The 17,545-nt window shown below is 61.7% G+C and carries 15 protein-coding genes and 1 tRNA gene; 12 read left to right on the top strand and 4 right to left on the bottom strand.

All coding sequences use genetic code 11. The annotated features are described in order from the left end of the window. Nucleotides 1–206 precede the first annotated feature (206 nt). A complete protein-coding gene (locus VJ464_11970) occupies nt 207–422 on the top strand; it encodes a hypothetical protein (GenBank protein ID HKQ05842.1) in 216 nt (71 codons plus the stop codon). On the opposite strand, the gene VJ464_11965 is transcribed toward VJ464_11970, so the two are convergent. After that, nucleotides 408–482: transfer RNA gene (locus VJ464_11965), tRNA-Asn, on the bottom strand. The two genes, VJ464_11970 and VJ464_11965, sit on opposite strands and share 15 nt — an antisense overlap. A gap of 208 nt (nt 483–690) precedes the next feature. Here VJ464_11965 and VJ464_11960 point away from each other — a divergent pair. The 10 genes from VJ464_11960 to VJ464_11915 all read left to right on the top strand — a co-directional run bounded on the left by VJ464_11960 (nt 691) and on the right by VJ464_11915 (nt 11,905). Then, nucleotides 691–1,497, top strand: a complete 807-nt coding sequence (locus tag VJ464_11960; GenBank protein HKQ05841.1) for a hypothetical protein — start codon at nt 691–693, stop codon at nt 1,495–1,497. Nucleotides 1,498–1,629: 132 nt separating this feature from the next. Then, complete coding sequence (locus tag VJ464_11955; GenBank protein ID HKQ05840.1) at nt 1,630–4,725, top strand: glycosyl hydrolase; 3,096 nt, start codon at nt 1,630–1,632, stop codon at nt 4,723–4,725. A gap of 206 nt (nt 4,726–4,931) precedes the next feature. Next, the gene (locus VJ464_11950; GenBank protein ID HKQ05839.1) at nt 4,932–5,492 is read left to right on the top strand and encodes a low affinity iron permease family protein; all 561 of its coding nucleotides are present in this window, start codon (nt 4,932–4,934) and stop codon (nt 5,490–5,492) included. 59 nt (nt 5,493–5,551) lie between these two features. Then, nucleotides 5,552–6,004 carry a thioredoxin TrxC gene (gene trxC / locus VJ464_11945; protein HKQ05838.1) on the top strand — a complete coding sequence of 151 codons (453 nt, stop codon included), beginning with the start codon at nt 5,552–5,554 and terminating at the stop codon, nt 6,002–6,004. A 47-nt stretch (nt 6,005–6,051) separates the two neighbouring features. After that, a complete protein-coding gene (locus tag VJ464_11940) occupies nt 6,052–6,771 on the top strand; it encodes a M15 family metallopeptidase (GenBank protein ID HKQ05837.1) in 720 nt (239 codons plus the stop codon). A 162-nt stretch (nt 6,772–6,933) separates the two neighbouring features. Then, nucleotides 6,934–7,785, top strand: a complete 852-nt coding sequence (locus VJ464_11935) for a DUF1223 domain-containing protein (protein ID HKQ05836.1) — start codon at nt 6,934–6,936, stop codon at nt 7,783–7,785. A 66-nt stretch (nt 7,786–7,851) separates the two neighbouring features. Continuing rightward, entirely contained in the window at nt 7,852–8,829 is a 978-nt protein-coding gene (gene msrP, locus VJ464_11930) for a protein-methionine-sulfoxide reductase catalytic subunit MsrP (GenBank protein ID HKQ05835.1), read from the top strand. Nucleotides 8,830–8,836: 7 nt separating this feature from the next. Next, nucleotides 8,837–9,472 carry a protein-methionine-sulfoxide reductase heme-binding subunit MsrQ gene (locus VJ464_11925; GenBank protein ID HKQ05834.1) on the top strand — a complete coding sequence of 212 codons (636 nt, stop codon included), beginning with the start codon at nt 8,837–8,839 and terminating at the stop codon, nt 9,470–9,472. Nucleotides 9,473–9,693: 221 nt separating this feature from the next. Beyond that, nucleotides 9,694–11,106 carry a hypothetical protein gene (locus VJ464_11920; protein ID HKQ05833.1) on the top strand — a complete coding sequence of 471 codons (1,413 nt, stop codon included), beginning with the start codon at nt 9,694–9,696 and terminating at the stop codon, nt 11,104–11,106. 1 nt (nt 11,107) lies between these two features. Next, entirely contained in the window at nt 11,108–11,905 is a 798-nt protein-coding gene (locus tag VJ464_11915) for an N-acetylmuramoyl-L-alanine amidase (protein ID HKQ05832.1), read from the top strand. A gap of 17 nt (nt 11,906–11,922) precedes the next feature. On the opposite strand, the gene VJ464_11910 is transcribed toward VJ464_11915, so the two are convergent. Both VJ464_11910 and ettA read right to left on the bottom strand, forming a co-directional pair. Further along, nucleotides 11,923–13,884, bottom strand: a complete 1,962-nt coding sequence (locus VJ464_11910) for a DUF885 domain-containing protein (protein ID HKQ05831.1) — start codon at nt 13,882–13,884, stop codon at nt 11,923–11,925. 70 nt (nt 13,885–13,954) lie between these two features. Continuing rightward, nucleotides 13,955–15,643, bottom strand: coding sequence for an energy-dependent translational throttle protein EttA (gene ettA / locus VJ464_11905; protein ID HKQ05830.1), 1,689 nt, complete (start codon nt 15,641–15,643; stop codon nt 13,955–13,957). Between the two features lie 206 nt (nt 15,644–15,849). Between ettA and VJ464_11900 the strand changes: the two genes are divergently transcribed. After that, nucleotides 15,850–16,980, top strand: coding sequence for a Vms1/Ankzf1 family peptidyl-tRNA hydrolase (locus VJ464_11900; protein HKQ05829.1), 1,131 nt, complete (start codon nt 15,850–15,852; stop codon nt 16,978–16,980). A gap of 29 nt (nt 16,981–17,009) precedes the next feature. Here the strand turns inward: VJ464_11900 and dut are convergent, their stop codons facing one another. Further along, nucleotides 17,010–17,447: a dUTP diphosphatase gene (gene dut / locus VJ464_11895; protein ID HKQ05828.1), complete on the bottom strand. Its 438-nt coding sequence runs from the start codon at nt 17,445–17,447 to the stop codon at nt 17,010–17,012. Nucleotides 17,448–17,545: the final 98 nt, after the last annotated feature.

The following is a 17,545-nucleotide window of genomic DNA, read 5'->3' as shown; positions in this document are numbered from 1 at the left end:
AAAGGCGGATACAGCCGACTTCGGCAGGTTAAAAACTCCCTGACCTGTGGGAAGCCAAGCCCTGAGATGAGACCTGATTGCGACTTTCACGCAGCCAGGCGCTCTGGCATCGGCGAATGAATCTCTAACCGTAGTCGATTGGATGACCGGTTTTATGCGTTCGGGCCGTGCCGCCGGCTATCTTAGCACACATTCAAGTCAGGGTGATGAAAATTCCTACAGATTGCGCCTTTAAAAACGCTATGTCGGAATTATGTCTACTAAAAGAAGATCATCATTTAGTTTTAGAGCGTGAGCCCAATAACCCCGATGACGCGAATGCCGTCCGCGCGCCTTTTGAGATTGCCAGCGCAACCCATAAAGACCAAAAGGCCGCCGGAAGCATGTCCGACGGCCTTTTTGATAACTGGCTCCTGAGGTAGGACTCGAACCTACAACCCTCCGGTTAACAGCCGGATGCTCTGCCATTGAGCTACTCAGGAATACTTGTCAGTATTTACCTGGTCCAGGCGAAGAAAAAAACTAGCAGACGGCGCGCGGCGGTGTCAACCGCGGGCGCTCGGAGCGATTGCTTTCGCGGCGGCGCGGCGTGTATGGTTAAGCGCGGCAGCGAAACTAATCCTCCGCGATTGGCGTAATCCAGGCGCAGCTCAACGTCATGAAAATTGTTAACCCGAGGAAGGAGACCCCATGATGCGCAGACACCTCATCCTGCTTTTCGCCTTCACCCTGTTGCTCGGCGTCGCCGCCGCGGCGCAGACCGCCGACGACATCATCAAGAAGAACATCGAGGCGCGCGGCGGCCTGCAAAAGATCAAAGCCATCAAGAGCCTCAAGCTGACCGGCAAGCTCACCGTCGCCGGCCCCGGCATTGAGCTGCCGCTGACCATTCAGCAAAAACGGCCTAATGCCTTTCGCATGGACGCGACCTTCCAGGGCCAGTCGGTCACCCAGGCGTATGACGGCGACACCGGCTGGCAGATCAACCCCTTCCAGGGCGTCAGCGACCCTGACAAGATGGCCGGCGATGACCTGAAAGAGGCGCAGGAGCAGGCTGACATTGACGGCGCGCTCATCGATTACAAAGAGAAAGGTCACACCGTCGAGCTGCTCGGCAAAGAGGACGTCGAAGGCACCCCGGCCTATAAGCTCAAGCTGACGCTCAAGACCGGCGACGTGCGCTACATCTATATTGACGCGGCGAAATCGCTTGAGCTGAAGATCACCGCCAAGCGCCGGTCGCCGGGCGGCGAGCAGGAAGTCGACATCTACCCCGGCAACTACAAGCCAGTGGGCGGCGTGTTGTTCCCTTTCTCCATCGAGCAGAAGATCGGCGGCCAGACGCAAGTGCAGATCGCCATCGATAAGATAGATATCGATCCGCCGATTGACGACGCCATCTTCAAGATGCCCGGCAAGGCGGTCGAGAAGCCCAAGACGGACGAGAAGCCCAAGACGGACGAGAAGCCCAAAGACAAACCTCCGGCCCGCTTCTAAGCGCCGGCCTCTGATCGACAGCATGTAATTGGCGGCGAACCGGGTTGCGCGCAGACCGTTCAATCGTTGGACGCCGCGCGCAACCCGGTGCCCACGAGCTGGCCCGCATCACCCAAAGGAAAGGAAACCCCTATGCACGCACTTGCTCGGCAATTGCGGCTGGTCTTGCCGCTGCTCCTCTCGCTGCTCACGGTCACCCCGGCGCAGGACGGCCATGTGAAAATTGACACCGCGACCTTTGGCGCCATCGAAGCCCGCCACATCGGCCCGGCCACGACCAGCGGGCGCATTGCCGCCATAGACGCGGTCCAGAGCGACCCGCGCATTCTCTGGGTCGGCGCGGCGGGCGGCGGCGTCTGGAAGTCTATCAACGGCGGCACCTCGTTCAAGCCGGTCTTCGACAAATACACCCAATCAATCGGCGCAATCACCATCGATCAGGCGCACACAGACACTGTCTGGGTTGGCACCGGCGAGACCTGGACGCGCAACAGCACGTCGGTCGGCACAGGGCTTTACAAGACGACTGACGGCGGCGATACCTGGAAGCGCGTCGGGCTGGAGAACTCCGAGCGCATCGCCCGCATCGTCATCGACCCGAAGAACGCTGATACGGTCTACGTCGCGGCGACCGGTCATCTGTGGGATAGCAATGATGAGCGCGGCGTCTTCAAGACGACCGACGGCGGCAAGTCGTGGAAGAAAGTTTTATTCGTAGACGGCAACACAGGCTGCGCCGACATCGCCATCGATCCGCAGGAGCCGAACATCGTCTACGCCTCGATGTGGCAGTTCCGCCGCAAGCCTTACTTCTTCACCTCGGGCGGCCCCGGCAGCGGCCTCTATAAATCTACAGACGCGGGCAAAACCTGGAAGAAGCTCACCAAAGACCTGCCCGAAGGCGACCTCGGGCGTATCGCCATTGCCGTCGCGCCGTCGCGCCCGAACACCCTCTATGCGATGGTCGAAGCGAAGAAGAGCGGCTTTTATCGTTCGGACGATCTCGGCGAAACCTGGACGAAGGTGACCGGCTCGGCCTCGGTCACGGGCCGCCCGTTTTATTTCGCCACCATGGTCGTTGATCCGAAGGATTACAAGACGATCTACAAGCCCGACTTCGCCTTTGCCGTAAGCACCGACGGCGGCCAGTCGTTCGCGCAGCGCGGCGGGCGGGCGCACGGCGACTTTCATGCCGTATGGGTCAACCCGCTCGACCCCTATCAAGTCATCGTCGGCACAGACGGCGGCGTCTACGTCTCGCAGGACAAGGCGCGCAACTTCCGCTTTCTCGGCAACCTGCCGGTGGGGCAGTTCTATCACGTCGGCTTCGACATGGAGCGGCCTTATAACGTCTATGGCGGCTTGCAGGATAACGGCTCGTGGATGGGGCCGTCGTCGAGCGCCGGCGGCATACAGAATAAGAACTGGCGCAACGTCGGCTTCGGCGACGGCTTTCACGCCTACCCCGACCCTGTAGACAGCCAGATCGTCTACAGCGAGTTTCAAGGCGGCCAGTTGCTGCGCGTTCACCTGAAGACCGGCGAGGTGAAATCGATCAAGCCGTACGCCAAAGAGGGCGAGCCGAAATACCGCTTCAACTGGAACGCGCCGATTGCCTTGAGCCCGACCAACCCGAAGGTCATGTATGTCGGCGCGCAGTTCCTCTTCCGCACCCTGAATCGCGGCGAGTCGTGGGAGCGCATCTCGCCCGACCTGACAACCAACGACCCGGAGAAACAGAAGCAGGACGAATCGGGCGGGCTGTCACTCGACAACTCGTCGGCGGAAAATCACTGCACGATCTTCACCATCGCCGAATCGCCGCTCGACCAGAAGATCATCTGGGCCGGCACAGACGATGGCAACCTGCAACTGACGACCGACGGCGGCAAGTCGTGGTCGAATGTTGTGTCGAACATTCAGGGCCTGCCGAAAGCGACGTGGTGCTCGGGCGTCGAGGCGAGCCGTTTTGAGCGGGGGACGGCTTACGTCACCTTCGATGGCCACCAGACCGGCGACATGAAAGTTTATGTATTCAAGACCACAGACTTTGGCAAGACCTGGCGCGGGCTGGCGACCGACGCCTTAAGCGGCTACGCGCACGTTGTCCGCGAAGACCGCGTCAACCGCGACCTGCTCTTTCTGGGAACCGAGTTCGGTCTGTTCGTTTCCATAGACGGCGGCGGGCAGTGGGCGCAGTTTACAGGCAACCTGCCGCCGGTCGCCGTCCGCGACATCCAGATTCACCCGCGCGATCACGACTTGATTCTAGCGACGCACGGGCGCGGCATCGTGATTATTGACGACATCACGCCGCTGCGTCAGATCACGCCGCAGATGATGGATGCGGAGGCGACCCTCTTAGAGTCGCGCCCGTCGGTGATTCCGCTGCCTTCGGGCGTGCAGGAGTTTCCCGGCGACGCCGAGTTCATCGGCCAGAATCCGAGCGAGAATGCGACGATCACTTATTACCTGAAAGAGCGCCACGTCATCGGCGATATGAAGCTCGAAGTCTATGACGCCGCGGGCAAGCTAATGACTACTTTGCCCGCGGGCAAGCGGCGCGGCATCAACCGCGTCACCTGGGCGATGCGCCAGAAGCCGCCGAAGGTGCCGCCGTCACCGAACCTCGCGGGGCCGGCGCTCACCGGGCCGATGGTTCCCGAAGGCACCTACACTATCAAGCTCGTCAAAGACAAAGACACCTTCACGGGACAGATCAAAGTGATCGCTGATCCGCGCTCGCCGCATTCGGCGGCAGACCGCGCCTTGCAGCAGCAGACCCTGTGGAAGCTCTACCAGATGCAAGAGCGGCTGGCGTTTGTCGACGCGGTGGTCACAGACCTGCGCGACAAAGCCAAAGAGCGCGCCGGCAAGCTCGACGAGAAAGACCCGGCGAGGGGTGACGTGCAGGCGTTTGCCGACCGGCTCGACGCGCTGCACAAGACGCTCGTAGCGACGAAAGAAGGGCAGGTGACCGGCGAAGAGCAACTGCGCGAGCGCATCGTCGACGTCTACGGCTGGGTGAGCCAGTACGGCGGTCGTCCGAGTGAATCGCAGCTGGCGCGTCTGCCTGTGCTTGAGCGCGAGATTGACGCCAAGAACAGCGAATTTGAAGCCTTCGTCGGCAAGCAACTGGCGGACATCAATGCGAAGCTCATGGCAAAGAAGCTCGACCCGATCAAGCTGCTGACCAAAGAAGAGTACGACAAGAAGCAGGAGAAGTAGAGCTTCTCGACGGTCAAAAGGGCGGCTGCAACAGCCGCCCTTTTGACGAGCGGTGCGGTTGGCGTCCCGGCTTGCGCGCATTGGCACTCGTGTTGCTCCTGTAAGTTATCTCCCGCTTTCGGCGGCGCGAATGCACGTTTGCCGAACAGAGACGGCGGCGCGTCTGTTTGAAAGATAAACAACCCGCTGCTGAACAGGAGGATTATATGCGCGAATTTTTCACGGCCTTTGCCAACAAAACGGCGCGGGCGGTCGGCAGTTACTGGGCTTTTCTGCTCGCCTTCATGATTGTGGTGATCTGGGGCATGACCGGCCCGATGTTTCATTATTCCGACACCTGGCAACTGGTCATCAACACCGGCACGACGATCATCACCTTCTTGATGGTCTTCCTGATTCAGAACACCCAGAACCGCGACGCTAAGGCCATGCACCTCAAGCTCGACGAGTTGATCTCTTCGCTCAAAGCGGCGCATAACGAGATGATCAGCATCGAAGATATGAGCGACGAGCAGCTCGAAGAGATCGCTGCATATTACCGTAAGAAGAAAGAGGAATGTCCTGAGGACACGGTTGCCGCCATTGCCACCGACATCGCCCAGCAGACGGCGCACGAGACCGCGCACCAGGTGGCCGGCGACACCGCCGGTCGCGTCGCCGATGACACGGCCAAGCGCGTCGCCAGCGACACCGCCAGAGAGGTGGCCGACGATACGGCGAAACGTACCGTCAAAGACCACGAGGACGGCAAGCGCCGCGTCGCCTGAGCGCCGAGTTGGTGTAATCTAGAGCCGGTGCGAGAGGCTGTGAAGGGAGAGAGCAAGCCATGAGCGCGACCAGTGATGTCCAGTTGATTCGCTGCCCGTCGTGCGGCGTGACCAACCGCGTGCCGCGCGAACGGCTGCAAAGCGGCGCGCATCCCGTCTGTGGTCGCTGCAAAACTAAGCTGACGGCGGCGGCGCAGCCGGTGGTGGTTACGGATGCGAACTTCGCTCAGGAAGTCGAAGCGTCGCCGCAGCCGGTGCTGCTCGATCTGTGGGCGGCGTGGTGCGGCCCCTGTCATACGATTGCGCCGGTGATCGAACAACTGGCCACGGAGATGGCCGGACGCGTCAAAGTCGCCAAGCTCAACGTAGATGACAGTCCGCAGACCGCGGCGCGCTTCGGCGTTCGCAGCATTCCGACCTTGCTGATCTTGAAGAACGGGCGCGAAGTTGACCGCCTGGTCGGGGCGCTGCCCAAACAAGAGATTCTTCGCCATTTGCAGGCGGTCATCTAAACCGTCGGCGCGCTTCTCAGGCCCACTTTATTCGGAGGCAAACATCAATGCGTCTATCCAGGAAAGCGTGTGCGGCGCTCGTCATGCTGTGGGGTGTCGCGTTTGTATGGTCCGCGTCTGCGCAACAGTCGCCGCCCGCCGAGCAGCCGCCACATGAAGAGGGCGCGTTTCGCCAGCCCGAACTGGTCGAGTTGATCAAGCTCGACCCGACCATCAAGCTCGACATCCGCTACGCCACCGCGAATAATTTTCTCGGCCGCCCGGTCTACACAGAGGCACGGGCCTTCTTGCAGCGGCCTGCCGCCGAGGCCCTGGTTCGCGCCCATCGGGCGCTGCGCCGGCAAGGCTACGGGCTGGTGATTCACGACGGCTACCGCCCGTGGTCTGTGACCAAGGTATTCTGGGACGCGACGCCCGAAGACAAGAAGATATTTGTCGCCGACCCGGCGAAGGGATCGCGTCACAACCGTGGCTGCGCCGTCGATCTATCCATGTATGACCTGAAGACCGGCAAGACGGTCGAGATGCCATCCGGGTACGACGAGATGAGCGAGCGGTCGCACATCACCTACGCCGGCGGCAGCAATGAAGCGCGTGCCCGGCGCGAGGTGTTGCGCGCCGCGATGGAGCGCGAAGGCTTCGCCGTCTACGAGCCGGAGTGGTGGCATTACGATTACAAAGACTGGGCCTCGTACCCGATTCTCAACCTGAGCTTCGCGGAACTCGGCAAAGCGCCGCGCCCGGCGCAGAAGCCCAGACGACAGTGAACGCCGTGCGTTGACTGCCGCCGCGTGTGCTCATAAGCATTTGCCATGCGCGAATGTAGTGCGGCGAATGCGGGGAATAAATTGGCGGCGCGGCGGCATTCAAGCTGTGAGGCCAAGCCCGGCTTAATGCCGTTGGCGGCTGATGATTTCGCGAAGGTGCGCATGAGAATCAAATTCGCCATCGCCCTGGTTATCACCGCGGTCGTGCTGATTGTGGCAGTCGTGCTGAGTCGAAACGCCGGGCGCGGTGACCGCTTCGAGATGCTCGCTGATGGCCCGGCAGCCGCCGGCGAGCGCCCCATCGTTCTCGTCGAATTGTTCACCTCCGAAGGCTGTTCGAGCTGTCCGCCCGCCGACGAATTGCTCGCTCACCTCGATCAAACGCAGCCCATCAACAGCGCCGAAGTCATCGCTTTGAGCGAGCACGTCGATTACTGGAACCACCTGGGCTGGACCGACCCGTTCTCGTCGGCGCAGTTCTCGGCGCGGCAGAGCGAGTACGCCAGCCGCTTTGACCGCGACGACATCTACACGCCGCAGATGGTCGTTGACGGCAGCGAAGAATTCGTCGGCAGCAACAGTAGCCGCGCTCGCCAGGCTATCGAAGCCGCGGCGCGCGCCCCGAAAGCGCGCCTCACTCTAGCCTTCGCCGCCGATGCGAAAGCTGCGAGCCATGACGTGCCGATTACCGTGCGCGTCGAGAATGTGCCGGAGATTACAAAAGGTGATCGTGCGGAAATCGTTCTGGCCATCAGCGAGAGCGGCTTGCGCTCTAGCGTCGCGCGCGGCGAAAACTCCGGGCGGCGGTTAAGCCATACGGCAGTCGCGCGAACGCTGGCGGCCGTCGGCGCGCTCGATGCGCGGGCCGGCGAGTTCGCCTTGACGACCACCGCGCATCTCGATGACAAGTGGCAGCGCGACCACCTGAAAATCGTCGTCTTCATTCAGGAGCGCCACAGCCGCCGCGTGCTCGGCGTCGCCGCGCTGCCGCTTGTGAAAGAGCCGCGCAGCTGACGAAGCGCCCCGCCAACTGCGGTATAATTTAGACGTGTGGAGACGGATTCAGGTTGAGGAAGTCGTATGCTGATTAAGAAGCCGGAAGAGATCAAAGCCAGCGAGATTACCGACAAAGAGGTCTACACGTCGCGCCGCCTCTTTCTGCGCGGCGCGGCGCTCACGGCCACGGCGCTCGGCACCGGCTGGCTCTATCGCCGCTTTGCGACCCCGAGCCAGGAGAGCGCCGCGGGCGAAAAGATCGCCGACGTGCAAACCGCATCGGGCGCAAGCGTGCCGACGATCAACGACGCCCAGACTCCTTACGAAGACATCACGCACTATAACAACTTCTACGAGTTTTCGACTGACAAGCGGCTGGTCGCGCCGCGCGCCAGGAACTATGTCACCCGCCCGTGGACAGTCGAAGTCACGGGCCTGGCGCATAAGCCGAAGACCTTCGACCTTGATGACCTGCTCAAGATTGCGCCGCCGGAAGAGCGCGTCTACCGCCACCGCTGCGTCGAGGCGTGGTCGATGATTATCCCGTGGGTCGGCTTCCCGCTGGCCAGATTGTTGAGCGAAGTGCAGCCGACCTCGCAGGCGAAGTACGTCGCCTTCCAATCGCTCGCCGATCCGAACCAGATGCCCAACGTGCGCAGCGGCAGCGTGCTGGATTGGCCTTATGTCGAAGGCTTGCGCCTCGACGAAGCACTGCACCCGCTGACGATTCTGGCGACCGGGCTTTATGGCGAAACTCTGCCGCCGCAAAACGGCGCGCCGCTCCGCCTGGTGGTGCCGTGGAAGTATGGTTTCAAGGGCATCAAGTCCATCGTTAAGATTCGCCTGACGGACGGCGAGCCGCCAACGACCTGGAACCAGGACAGCCCGCGCGAGTATGGCTTCTATTCAAACGTCAACCCCGAGGTAGACCATCCGCGCTGGAGCCAGCGGACCGAGCAGCGCATCGGCGAGTTCGGGCGGCGCGACACGCTGATGTTCAATGGCTACGCGGATCAGGTGGCCGGTCTCTATTCAGGCATGGATCTGCGCAAGTATTTTTGAGCCGGTAATGAAAGACACAGGTTTCGCCCGCTTCGTCATCTTCGTCAACGGCAGCGTGCCGCTCGTGCTGTTGCTGCACGACGCCTACTATCACAGGCTCGGCGCCAACCCTTCAGAGTTTGCCATTCGCACTACGGGGACGCTGGCGCTGTTGTTTCTGATTATCTCGCTGGCGGTGACGCCGTTGCGCAAACTGCTCGGCCAGCCGTGGATGGTGAAGTTCCGGCGCATGCTGGGGCTGTTCGGCTTCTTCTACGCCGCGCTGCACCTGTTGATTTATACACTGCTCGACCGCTCGGCGAGCTTGCGAGCGGTGATCGAAGATGTCGGCAAGCGGCCCTTCATCACGGTCGGCATGGCGAGCTTCGTGCTGCTCGTGCCGCTGGCCGTGACCTCGACACAGAAGATGATCAAGCGGCTGGGCGGCAAGCGCTGGAATCGCTTGCACCGGCTGGTCTATATCGCGGCGGCGGGCGGCGCGCTGCATTACTACATGCTGGTGAAGGCCGACACCCGCGAGCCGCTGCTGTTTGCCGCCGCGCTCGCCGCGCTGTTGCTCTATCGCATCGCCAACAAGTACCTGCCTGCCTACACCGAACGCAAGCCTGTGCGCCCGCAGCCGCGTCGCGTTCAGGGCGCTTAACCATCACCCTCAAACACCTCCGAAGGTTCCGGGCCGGCGCTGGCCCGTTAGCCGTCGCCGTCGGCCATGCCGTTTCCTGCCGCAGGTTGCGGGGGCCACGTCCGCCCGACTGGGCAACGCTGAATAAATTTCTTCACTTTATTATTTTCAGTATATTTTTGTTGCATTCACAGCGCGCTTTAGAGTAATCTTGGCCAACCCATCCCCGAAGGAGGCGTGAGATGTTCGGATCCCAGATTCTGGAAGTTGCTATCGGACTCGTCTTCGTCTACCTGCTGGTCAGTTCGATCTGTACGGCGGTACGCGAAGGTATCGAGGCATGGCTGAAGACTCGCGCGGTCCATCTCGAATACGGCATCCGCGAGCTTCTCCACGACACGAAACGTAAAGGTCTTGTCGAACAATTCTACAAACACCCGCTCGTTAACGGCATCTTCTCAGGGGCCTACAAACCAGAAGCCGTGGAGCTCAAGGGTAAGGGGGATGACGAGGAGGTCAAACGCCCAGGGATTCTAACCAGAGGCAAGAACCTGCCCTCCTACATTCCCTCGAAAAATTTCGCTCTGGCGCTGATGGACATCGCCGCGCGCGGGCCGGCCACGGACGCCACTAATAGCAGCGCCGCCGCGCCTGTGATCTCGCTTGACCGCCTGCGGGCGAACGTCGGGAATCTAGGGAATCTGGAGGTGCAGCGGGTGTTGCTGACGGCGATTGACTCGGCGCAGGGGGACATCAACCAGGTTCAGGCGAACATAGAAGCATGGTATGACAGCGCCATGGACCGCGTCTCAGGCTGGTACAAGCGCAGGACGCAGTGGATCATCTTCGTTATCGGCTTGCTGGTGGCCGTCGGGTTGAATATCAACACCATCACCATCGCCAACTACCTCTACCGCAACGACACGGCCCGCGCCGAGATTGTCGCGAGAGTCGAAACGTCCCTCAAGGAGAAGGAGGCTGCCAATACAAGTGCGGCTGCCAATACAAGTGCGGCTGCCAATACGAATTCGGCTGGCAATACAAATTCGGCTGGCAATACGAACTCGACCGGCAATAGGAATTCGGCAGCTAATACGAATTCGGCGGCCAATACGAATTCGGCGGCCAATACAAATTCGGCTGCTGATAGGGCCATGGACGACTATACCAGAGCAAAGAGTGACCTCGATTCGTTGGGCCTGCCTATCGGCTGGGCGGCGGGCTGGGGAGCGCCCCTGCGCGGCGCCGAGCGCCCGAAAGATACCTTGGGGGGACCCTGGAACAACTACTTCGCCCCGATCCTCGGGTGGTTGATGACCGCCTTCGCGGCGTCGCTCGGCGCCCCCTTCTGGTTCGACACCCTGAACAAGATCATGGTGATCCGCTCCACGGTCAAGCCGCATGAAAAGAGTCCTGAGGAGGCTTCAGAAGACCGCCAGCTTCCACGGCAGCCGGTGGCGGCGGCACCTCTGGCGGCATCAGCGCCCGCGCCGGCGCCGGTGCCCGTGCCCGCGCCTGCTCCCGCCCCGCCATCGGGCGTGGATGGCGCAAGCCCTGTTGACAACGAGAGCGGCGAGGATGGGTGCGAAGTTGATACTACTGAAAACCCAACGCCGGACGAGGAATTACCTGCGGCAGAAGGAGGCGTAGCTTAACATGCCATTCTCATTGATCTGGCTACCGGACGCGCTGAAGCAGGCCGGCCTGAAAGTCTCCACCAGTTTCGGCTGGGAAAATCGCGGGCGCGGCGATGTCGGCACCATCTTCGGCGTGATTTGTCACCACACGGCGGGGCCGAAGAGTGGCAACATGCCGAGCTTGAACACCTTGATTAATGGGCGGTCCGACCTTCACGGGCCGCTCGCCCAACTCGGCCTCGGTCGCGATGGCACGTTCTATGTGATCGCCGCCGGGCGCTGCAACCATGCCGGCAGGGGCATCTGGAGAGGGCTGCCCAACGGCAACTCCAACTTCATCGGCATCGAGGCGGAGAATACCGGCCTGCCGGACGACCCCTGGCCAGCGGTGCAGCTCGACGCTTACCAGCGCGGCGTCGCCGCCATCCTGAAGCACATCGGGCGGGGGTCGGAGTTCTGTGCCGGGCACAAAGAGTATGCCCTCCCGGCAGGCCGCAAGAACGACCCCAGCTTCGACATGGGGCCGTTTCGTTCGTCGGTGGCGGCGATCCTCAACGGCGTGGCGCCTGCGCCCGTGCTGATCCCCTCTGCCGAGCCGCCGGCCAATCCCGGCCACCCCCCGGGACGTCCGACCCTACGCCGCGGCGCCCAGAGTGAGTTGGTTGAGCATATCCAAACCAAACTCAGCGTGACCCCTGCGAATGGGAGTTTCGGACCTAAGACAGAGGCGGCGGTGCGCGAGTTCCAGCGCGGTCGCGGGCTTACCCCGGACGGCATTGTGGGGCCGAAGACGTGGGCCGCACTCGACGCCGCGTAATGGCGCGGTGGCCGGCCTCACTTCGCCTGTTGCAACTCGCTCAACAACTGCTCGCGGAAATAATTCGCCGGGATCGTCCCCTGCTTGATGTAGGCCAGATGAAACGTCTTCGGCGAGAACTTGTCGCCAAGCTGCCGAGATGCTTCTTCGCGCAGCGCGTAGATTTGATCTTTGCCCAGCCGATAGGTGATCGCCTGCGTCGGCCACTTTGAATAGCGGAAGATGGCGGCTTCGGCTCCACGGCAACTGGCGCCTTTCGCCTCTTTGCTCTGCATCGCCGCCGCGTCACAGGCGCCGGGCAGGAAATCCACGACTTCCGAAAACAGCTTCACCGCGTCGTCATAAGTCAGGCGGCCCGTGTGAATGCCTGTGTCGACGCGCACGCGCAGGTCGCGGTAGAGCTTACCCTTCAACTGGTAGAGCCGCTCTTCCGGCGTGTAGAAACCGTCCGGCGCGCCCGGCTGCGCTTCGGCCATCAAGGCTTCGGCGTACAAGCCCCAGCCTTCGCTCGGCATCGAGTCTTCCCACATCGCTGACGAGTCTTCGACCGCGCCCGGCGTCAACCAGCGCACCGGCGAGATTTGCTCGCGGTACTGCGTCAGCACTTTGTAGTACCAGTCGTGGCCGGGGAAGCCTTCGTGCGCCGACAGGTCGGCGAGCGCCGCGCGATTGTTATCTTTCAACGCCGCTTCATCGTTGTGCGTCGGCGTGACGTAGAAGCGCCCGACCCCGCTGTTCTTAAACGGCGGCGCAGGGTAGTAGGCCGCGCCGTCAATCGAAGCCTGCAAAGGCGGCGGCGTCTCGACGACTTCGAGCTTGTAATCCGCCGGCACGTCAAAGATCCCGGTCTTGCGCGCATAATCTACAAGCCGGAAAGCCGCCTGCCGATACCACTCCACCATCTCCGCATCCGACTTCGGGTAGTCTTTCGAGAGCTGATCGAAGACGAAGCGCACGGCCTGCGGCCCATCAGCGGGCAGCGTCCAGTTGCGCTGGGTGCCGATCTGGCGCGCCAGATCGATCATCTGCTGCTGCGTCTGCTGGACGATGGGCATGGCTTCGTCGTAAAGCTGCGCCGCCGTCTTGTCGAGCTTGAAATTGTTCTTGAGCGCCCAGTTGTACTCCTCTTCGCCCATCGCGAAGTGGTCGGCGGCAAATTGCGCCTTGACCTTGCCCGCCGCGGCGTCGTCGAAGAAGGCCGAGGCGACAAAGTCATGCATCTTCAAATAGGCTTCCGAAGCCTGTTTCGCGGCGTCGCGCAGTTGGCCGAGCAATTGATCGCGCTGCGGCCCGCTCAGACGTTCTTCGGCCATCTTCGGCAAGGTTTCGCCGAAATACTTGGCGTTGGCCGCCGACGTGTTGAGGCCGTCGCGTTGCAGCATGCGCCTGTCCGGCGTGTTGCCTGATTTGACGCCGGCCATCAACTGCTCCTGCGCCGTCGCCAGGAATTGCGGGATCACCGCCACGCGCTTGACCACCAACCCCCATTCGTCCGCCGTGCCATAAGTCTTGTCGCCGGTCTGCGCCATGCCTTGCAGTTGCCAGTCGAGGGCGCGGAACGGCTCGCCGACAAAGGTGTCGAGGGCGCGCTCCTGATAACGCCGCGCTTGATGCTGATGGAGCTGAAAGCGAATCTGCGCCAGCGCCACGTCGCGGTCAATGCGCGCGTTGGCGGAAAGCGTGTTGGCGTCCGTGCCTTCGATGGCTTTCTGGGCGTCGGCGAGCCAGCGGTCTTCGTCCGTGAGCGCGGCGGCAGAGTAATCGCGCAGCTTGCCGTCCGCTTCCGCAAGCGACGGGTCGAGCCCGGCGCCGCCCAGGTAAGTGTTCACGGTCGGGTTGCGCCGCAGGAATTCGACGACGTAAGCGTTGAGCGTTTTCTTGAACGCTTCGTCGCCGCTCGTGTTGCCCGAGCGGTTGGCGTTGTTGGCTGTGGTGCAGGCGGTCATTGCGATTAATCCAAGCACAAGCAGTTTTCTCATGTTTCCTTCGCTGTAGCGCAAGCTAACCGCTTACGCGAGTCATTGCGCAAGCTAACCGCCTTGCGCTACCTCACCGTGTCAGGTGCCGGTACTTGATGCGGTGCGGCTGGTCGGCGGCAGCGCCGAGCCGCGCCCGCCGGTCGGCTTCGTACTCCGTATAGTTGCCGTCGAAGAAGATGACGCGGCTGTCGCCTTCAAAGGCCAGGATGTGCGTTGCGATGCGATCCAGAAACCAGCGGTCGTGGCTGATGACCACGGCGCAGCCGGCGAAATTTTCGAGCGCTTCTTCGAGAGCGCGCATGGTGTTGACGTCGAGATCGTTCGTCGGCTCGTCGAGCAGCAAGACGTTGGCGCCCGACTTTAACATCTTCGCCAGATGCACGCGGTTGCGCTCGCCGCCCGACAGCATGCCGACCTTCTTCTGTTGATCGGTGCCCGAAAAATTGAAGCGCGCCACGTAAGCCCGCGAGTTCACCTGCCGCTTGCCCAGCTCGATCAGGTCTTGGCCATCGGAAATCTCTTCCCAGATGCTCTTGTTCGCTGCCAGCGTATCGCGGCTCTGGTCAACGTAGCCGAGCCGCACGGTTTCGCCGAGGCGGATCGCGCCGCTGTCGGCCTGCTCCTGGCCGGTAATCATGCGAAAGAGCGTCGTCTTGCCGGCGCCGTTCGGGCCGATGACGCCGACGATGCCGCCCGGCGGTAACGCGAACGTCATATCGTCAACGAGGATGTTATCGCCATAAGCCTTGGTCACCTGATTGGCCTCGATGACCACATTGCCAAGACGCGGGCCGGGCGGGATGTAAATCTCCAGCTCGCGGCTGCGCGCCTCGCTCTCTTGCGAAAGCAGGGACTCGTAAGCATTGATGCGCGCTTTTGATTTGGCGTGGCGGGCGCGCGGCGCCATGCGAATCCACTCCAGCTCGCGTTCGAGCGTCTTCTGCCGCTGGCTCTCGCTCCTTTCTTCGCGGCGCAAACGCTCCTGCTTTTGCTCGAGCCACGACGAGTAATTGCCCTCCCACGGGATGCCGCGCCCCTGGTCTAGCTCAAGAATCCAGCCGGCGACGTTGTCGAGAAAGTAGCGGTCGTGTGTAACTGCGATCACCGTGCCGGGGTACTTCTGCAAATGCTGTTCGAGCCAGCCGACCGATTCGGCGTCGAGGTGATTGGTCGGCTCGTCGAGCAACAGGATGTCCGGCTGCTTGAGCAACAGACGGCACAGCGCGACGCGGCGGCGCTCGCCGCCCGATAGTACGCTTACCGAGGTATCGCCCGGCGGGCAGCGCAGCGCGTCCATCGCCATCTCAAGCCGCGCGTCCAGGTCCCACGCCCCCTGAGCGTCGAGCTTCTCTTGCACCTCGCCCTGACGCTCAAGCAGCGCGTTCATCTCCGTATCGTCCAGCGGCTCGCCGAAGCGCGCGTTGATCTCGTCGAACTGCTTGAGCAGATCAACCGTCTCCTGTGCGCCTTCTTCGACAATCTCGCGCACGGTCTTGGTATTGTCGAGCTGCGGCTCCTGTTCGAGATAGCCGACCGAGTAGCCCGGCGACAGGATGGTTTCGCCGACATACTCTTTATCGCGGCCCGCGATGATGCGCAGCAAGGTGCTTTTGCCCGAGCCGTTCAGACCCAGGACGCCGATCTTAGCGCCGTAAAAATAAGAGAGGTAGATGTCTTTGATGACCGGCTTTTTGTCATAGAACTTGCCGACGCCGACCATCGAATAGATCACCTGGTTCTTCTGCGGAGTCTGCGACATGAAACGATTTGTATCCTTCGATCAAGAATGTTTTAGATAGCCACCGCCGCGGCGATGGTTCGTGATATGGGCGTCAATGATCTACTGTAATGCAGCGGCTGCGGATTAAGCAACGCGCCGCGACGGGCCGGCTGGCATCACGGTTGCAACGATTGCGCCTTGTGGGTGTCGTTGTACCGAATCATTCCGCCTGAAAGAGGGATGACATGCAATCCGTCGCCGAGCTGATCGAGTTGTTGTCGATATTCGAGCCGACCGGCTTTCCGGTCATTAGTCTCTACTTGAATGCACAGCCTGATGAACACGGGCACGACAATTATCACACCTTCGTGCGTAACGAGCTGCGCGAGCGCGCCAAGACTTTTGCCGCCGGCAGCCCCGAGCGCGAGAGTTTCGACAAAGATGTCGAGCGGATCAACAGCTATCTCGATACAGAGATTCGCCCGTCGGCCAACGGCATCGCCGTCTTCGCCTGCGCCGGCGCGGGCGATTTCTTCGAGACGGTCCAGCTCGACGCGCCCATCGAAAATAACCGCCTGTTTGTCTTCGACCAGCCGCACCTCTACCCGCTGGCCCGCCTGCTCGATCAATACCCCAGGTACGCGGTGCTGGTGGCGAACACCAACTCGGCGAGAATCTTCGTCTTCGGGCGCGGCGCCAAACTGAATAGCGAAGAGGTCAAGAACCGCAAGACCAACCGCACGAAGGTCGGCGGCTGGTCGCAGATGCGCTATCAGCGCCACCTGGCCAATTACCACCTGCACCATGCCAAAGAAGTCATTGAGGTGCTCGAACGCGTAGTCGGCGACGACCGCGCCGAGCACATCATCCTTGCCGGAGACGAAGTGATCATCCCGCTGCTGCGCGAGCAGATGCCGGCACCGCTTACCGACAAGGTGATTGACGTGGTGAGCCTCGACATCAACGCGCCGGAGCATGAAATCTTCGCGACCTCGATGGAGTCTCTGCGCGAGCACGACAGTCAGAGCGACGCCGAGAAGGTCAGCCGGCTGATTGACGAGTACAGAGGCAACGGGCTGGCGGTGGTCGGCGTGCCCAACACCTTGACCGCGCTCTCAAACGGGCAGGCGGACGACCTGCTGATCAGCGCCGCGCCCGAAGCGATCAAGTACGACGAAGCGCAGGTGAAAAAAGTGCTGGCGGCTTACAGCACCGCCGACGCGGAGGCGGGCATTGACGTGAGCCAACCGCGCCTGGTCGCCGACGAGTTAGTGAAACGCGCGCAGGCGTCGGCGGCCTCTGTGACGTTCATCGAAGACGCGAGCCTGCTTGCCGAAGTCGGCGGCGTCGGCGCTATTCTTCGCTACCGCTTTTGAAAAGGCCGCCGCCAGTTGAACCGCCGGGCTCAGGACTGGCCGGTGCTGCCGAAACCGCCATCGCCGCGCCCTGTCGCGTCCAACTCGTCAACCGCTACGACGGTGGCCTCGACCACTTTTTGCAATACCAGTTGGGCGATGCGGTCGCCGCGATGGATGGCGAACGGCTCGCGCCGGTCGGTGTTGAGCAGAATCACGATGATCTCGCCGCGATAGCCCGCATCGATCAGGCCCGGCGCATTGACGCAACTGATGCCGTGACGCGCCGCCAACCCGCTGCGCACCATGACGAAGCCCGCGTAACCCCGCGGGATCGCGACGGCCACGCCGGTCGGGATGCGCGCCCGCTCGCCGGGCTCCAGCAGGTAGTCAATCCGGCTCGGCAGATCAAGCCCGGCATCGCCTGCGTGCTGGTAGCGCGGCGCCGGCAAGCCATCGTCTAACAGTTTGACCTTTAGCTCAATCATTCTGCCTTCCGGCTCTCGGATTCCCTTCCGTTCGGCGCGGTAGCGGTTAATTTAACCTGTTAGTTTACCGTAAGTCCATTGACTCTTTTCCTCAATCC

This window comes from Blastocatellia bacterium (genome assembly GCA_035275065.1).
Lineage (GTDB): Bacteria > Acidobacteriota > Blastocatellia > UBA7656 > UBA7656 > DATENM01.
The sequence above is the reverse complement of the archived record's forward strand: the minus strand, read 5'-3'. Positions and strand labels throughout refer to the sequence as shown.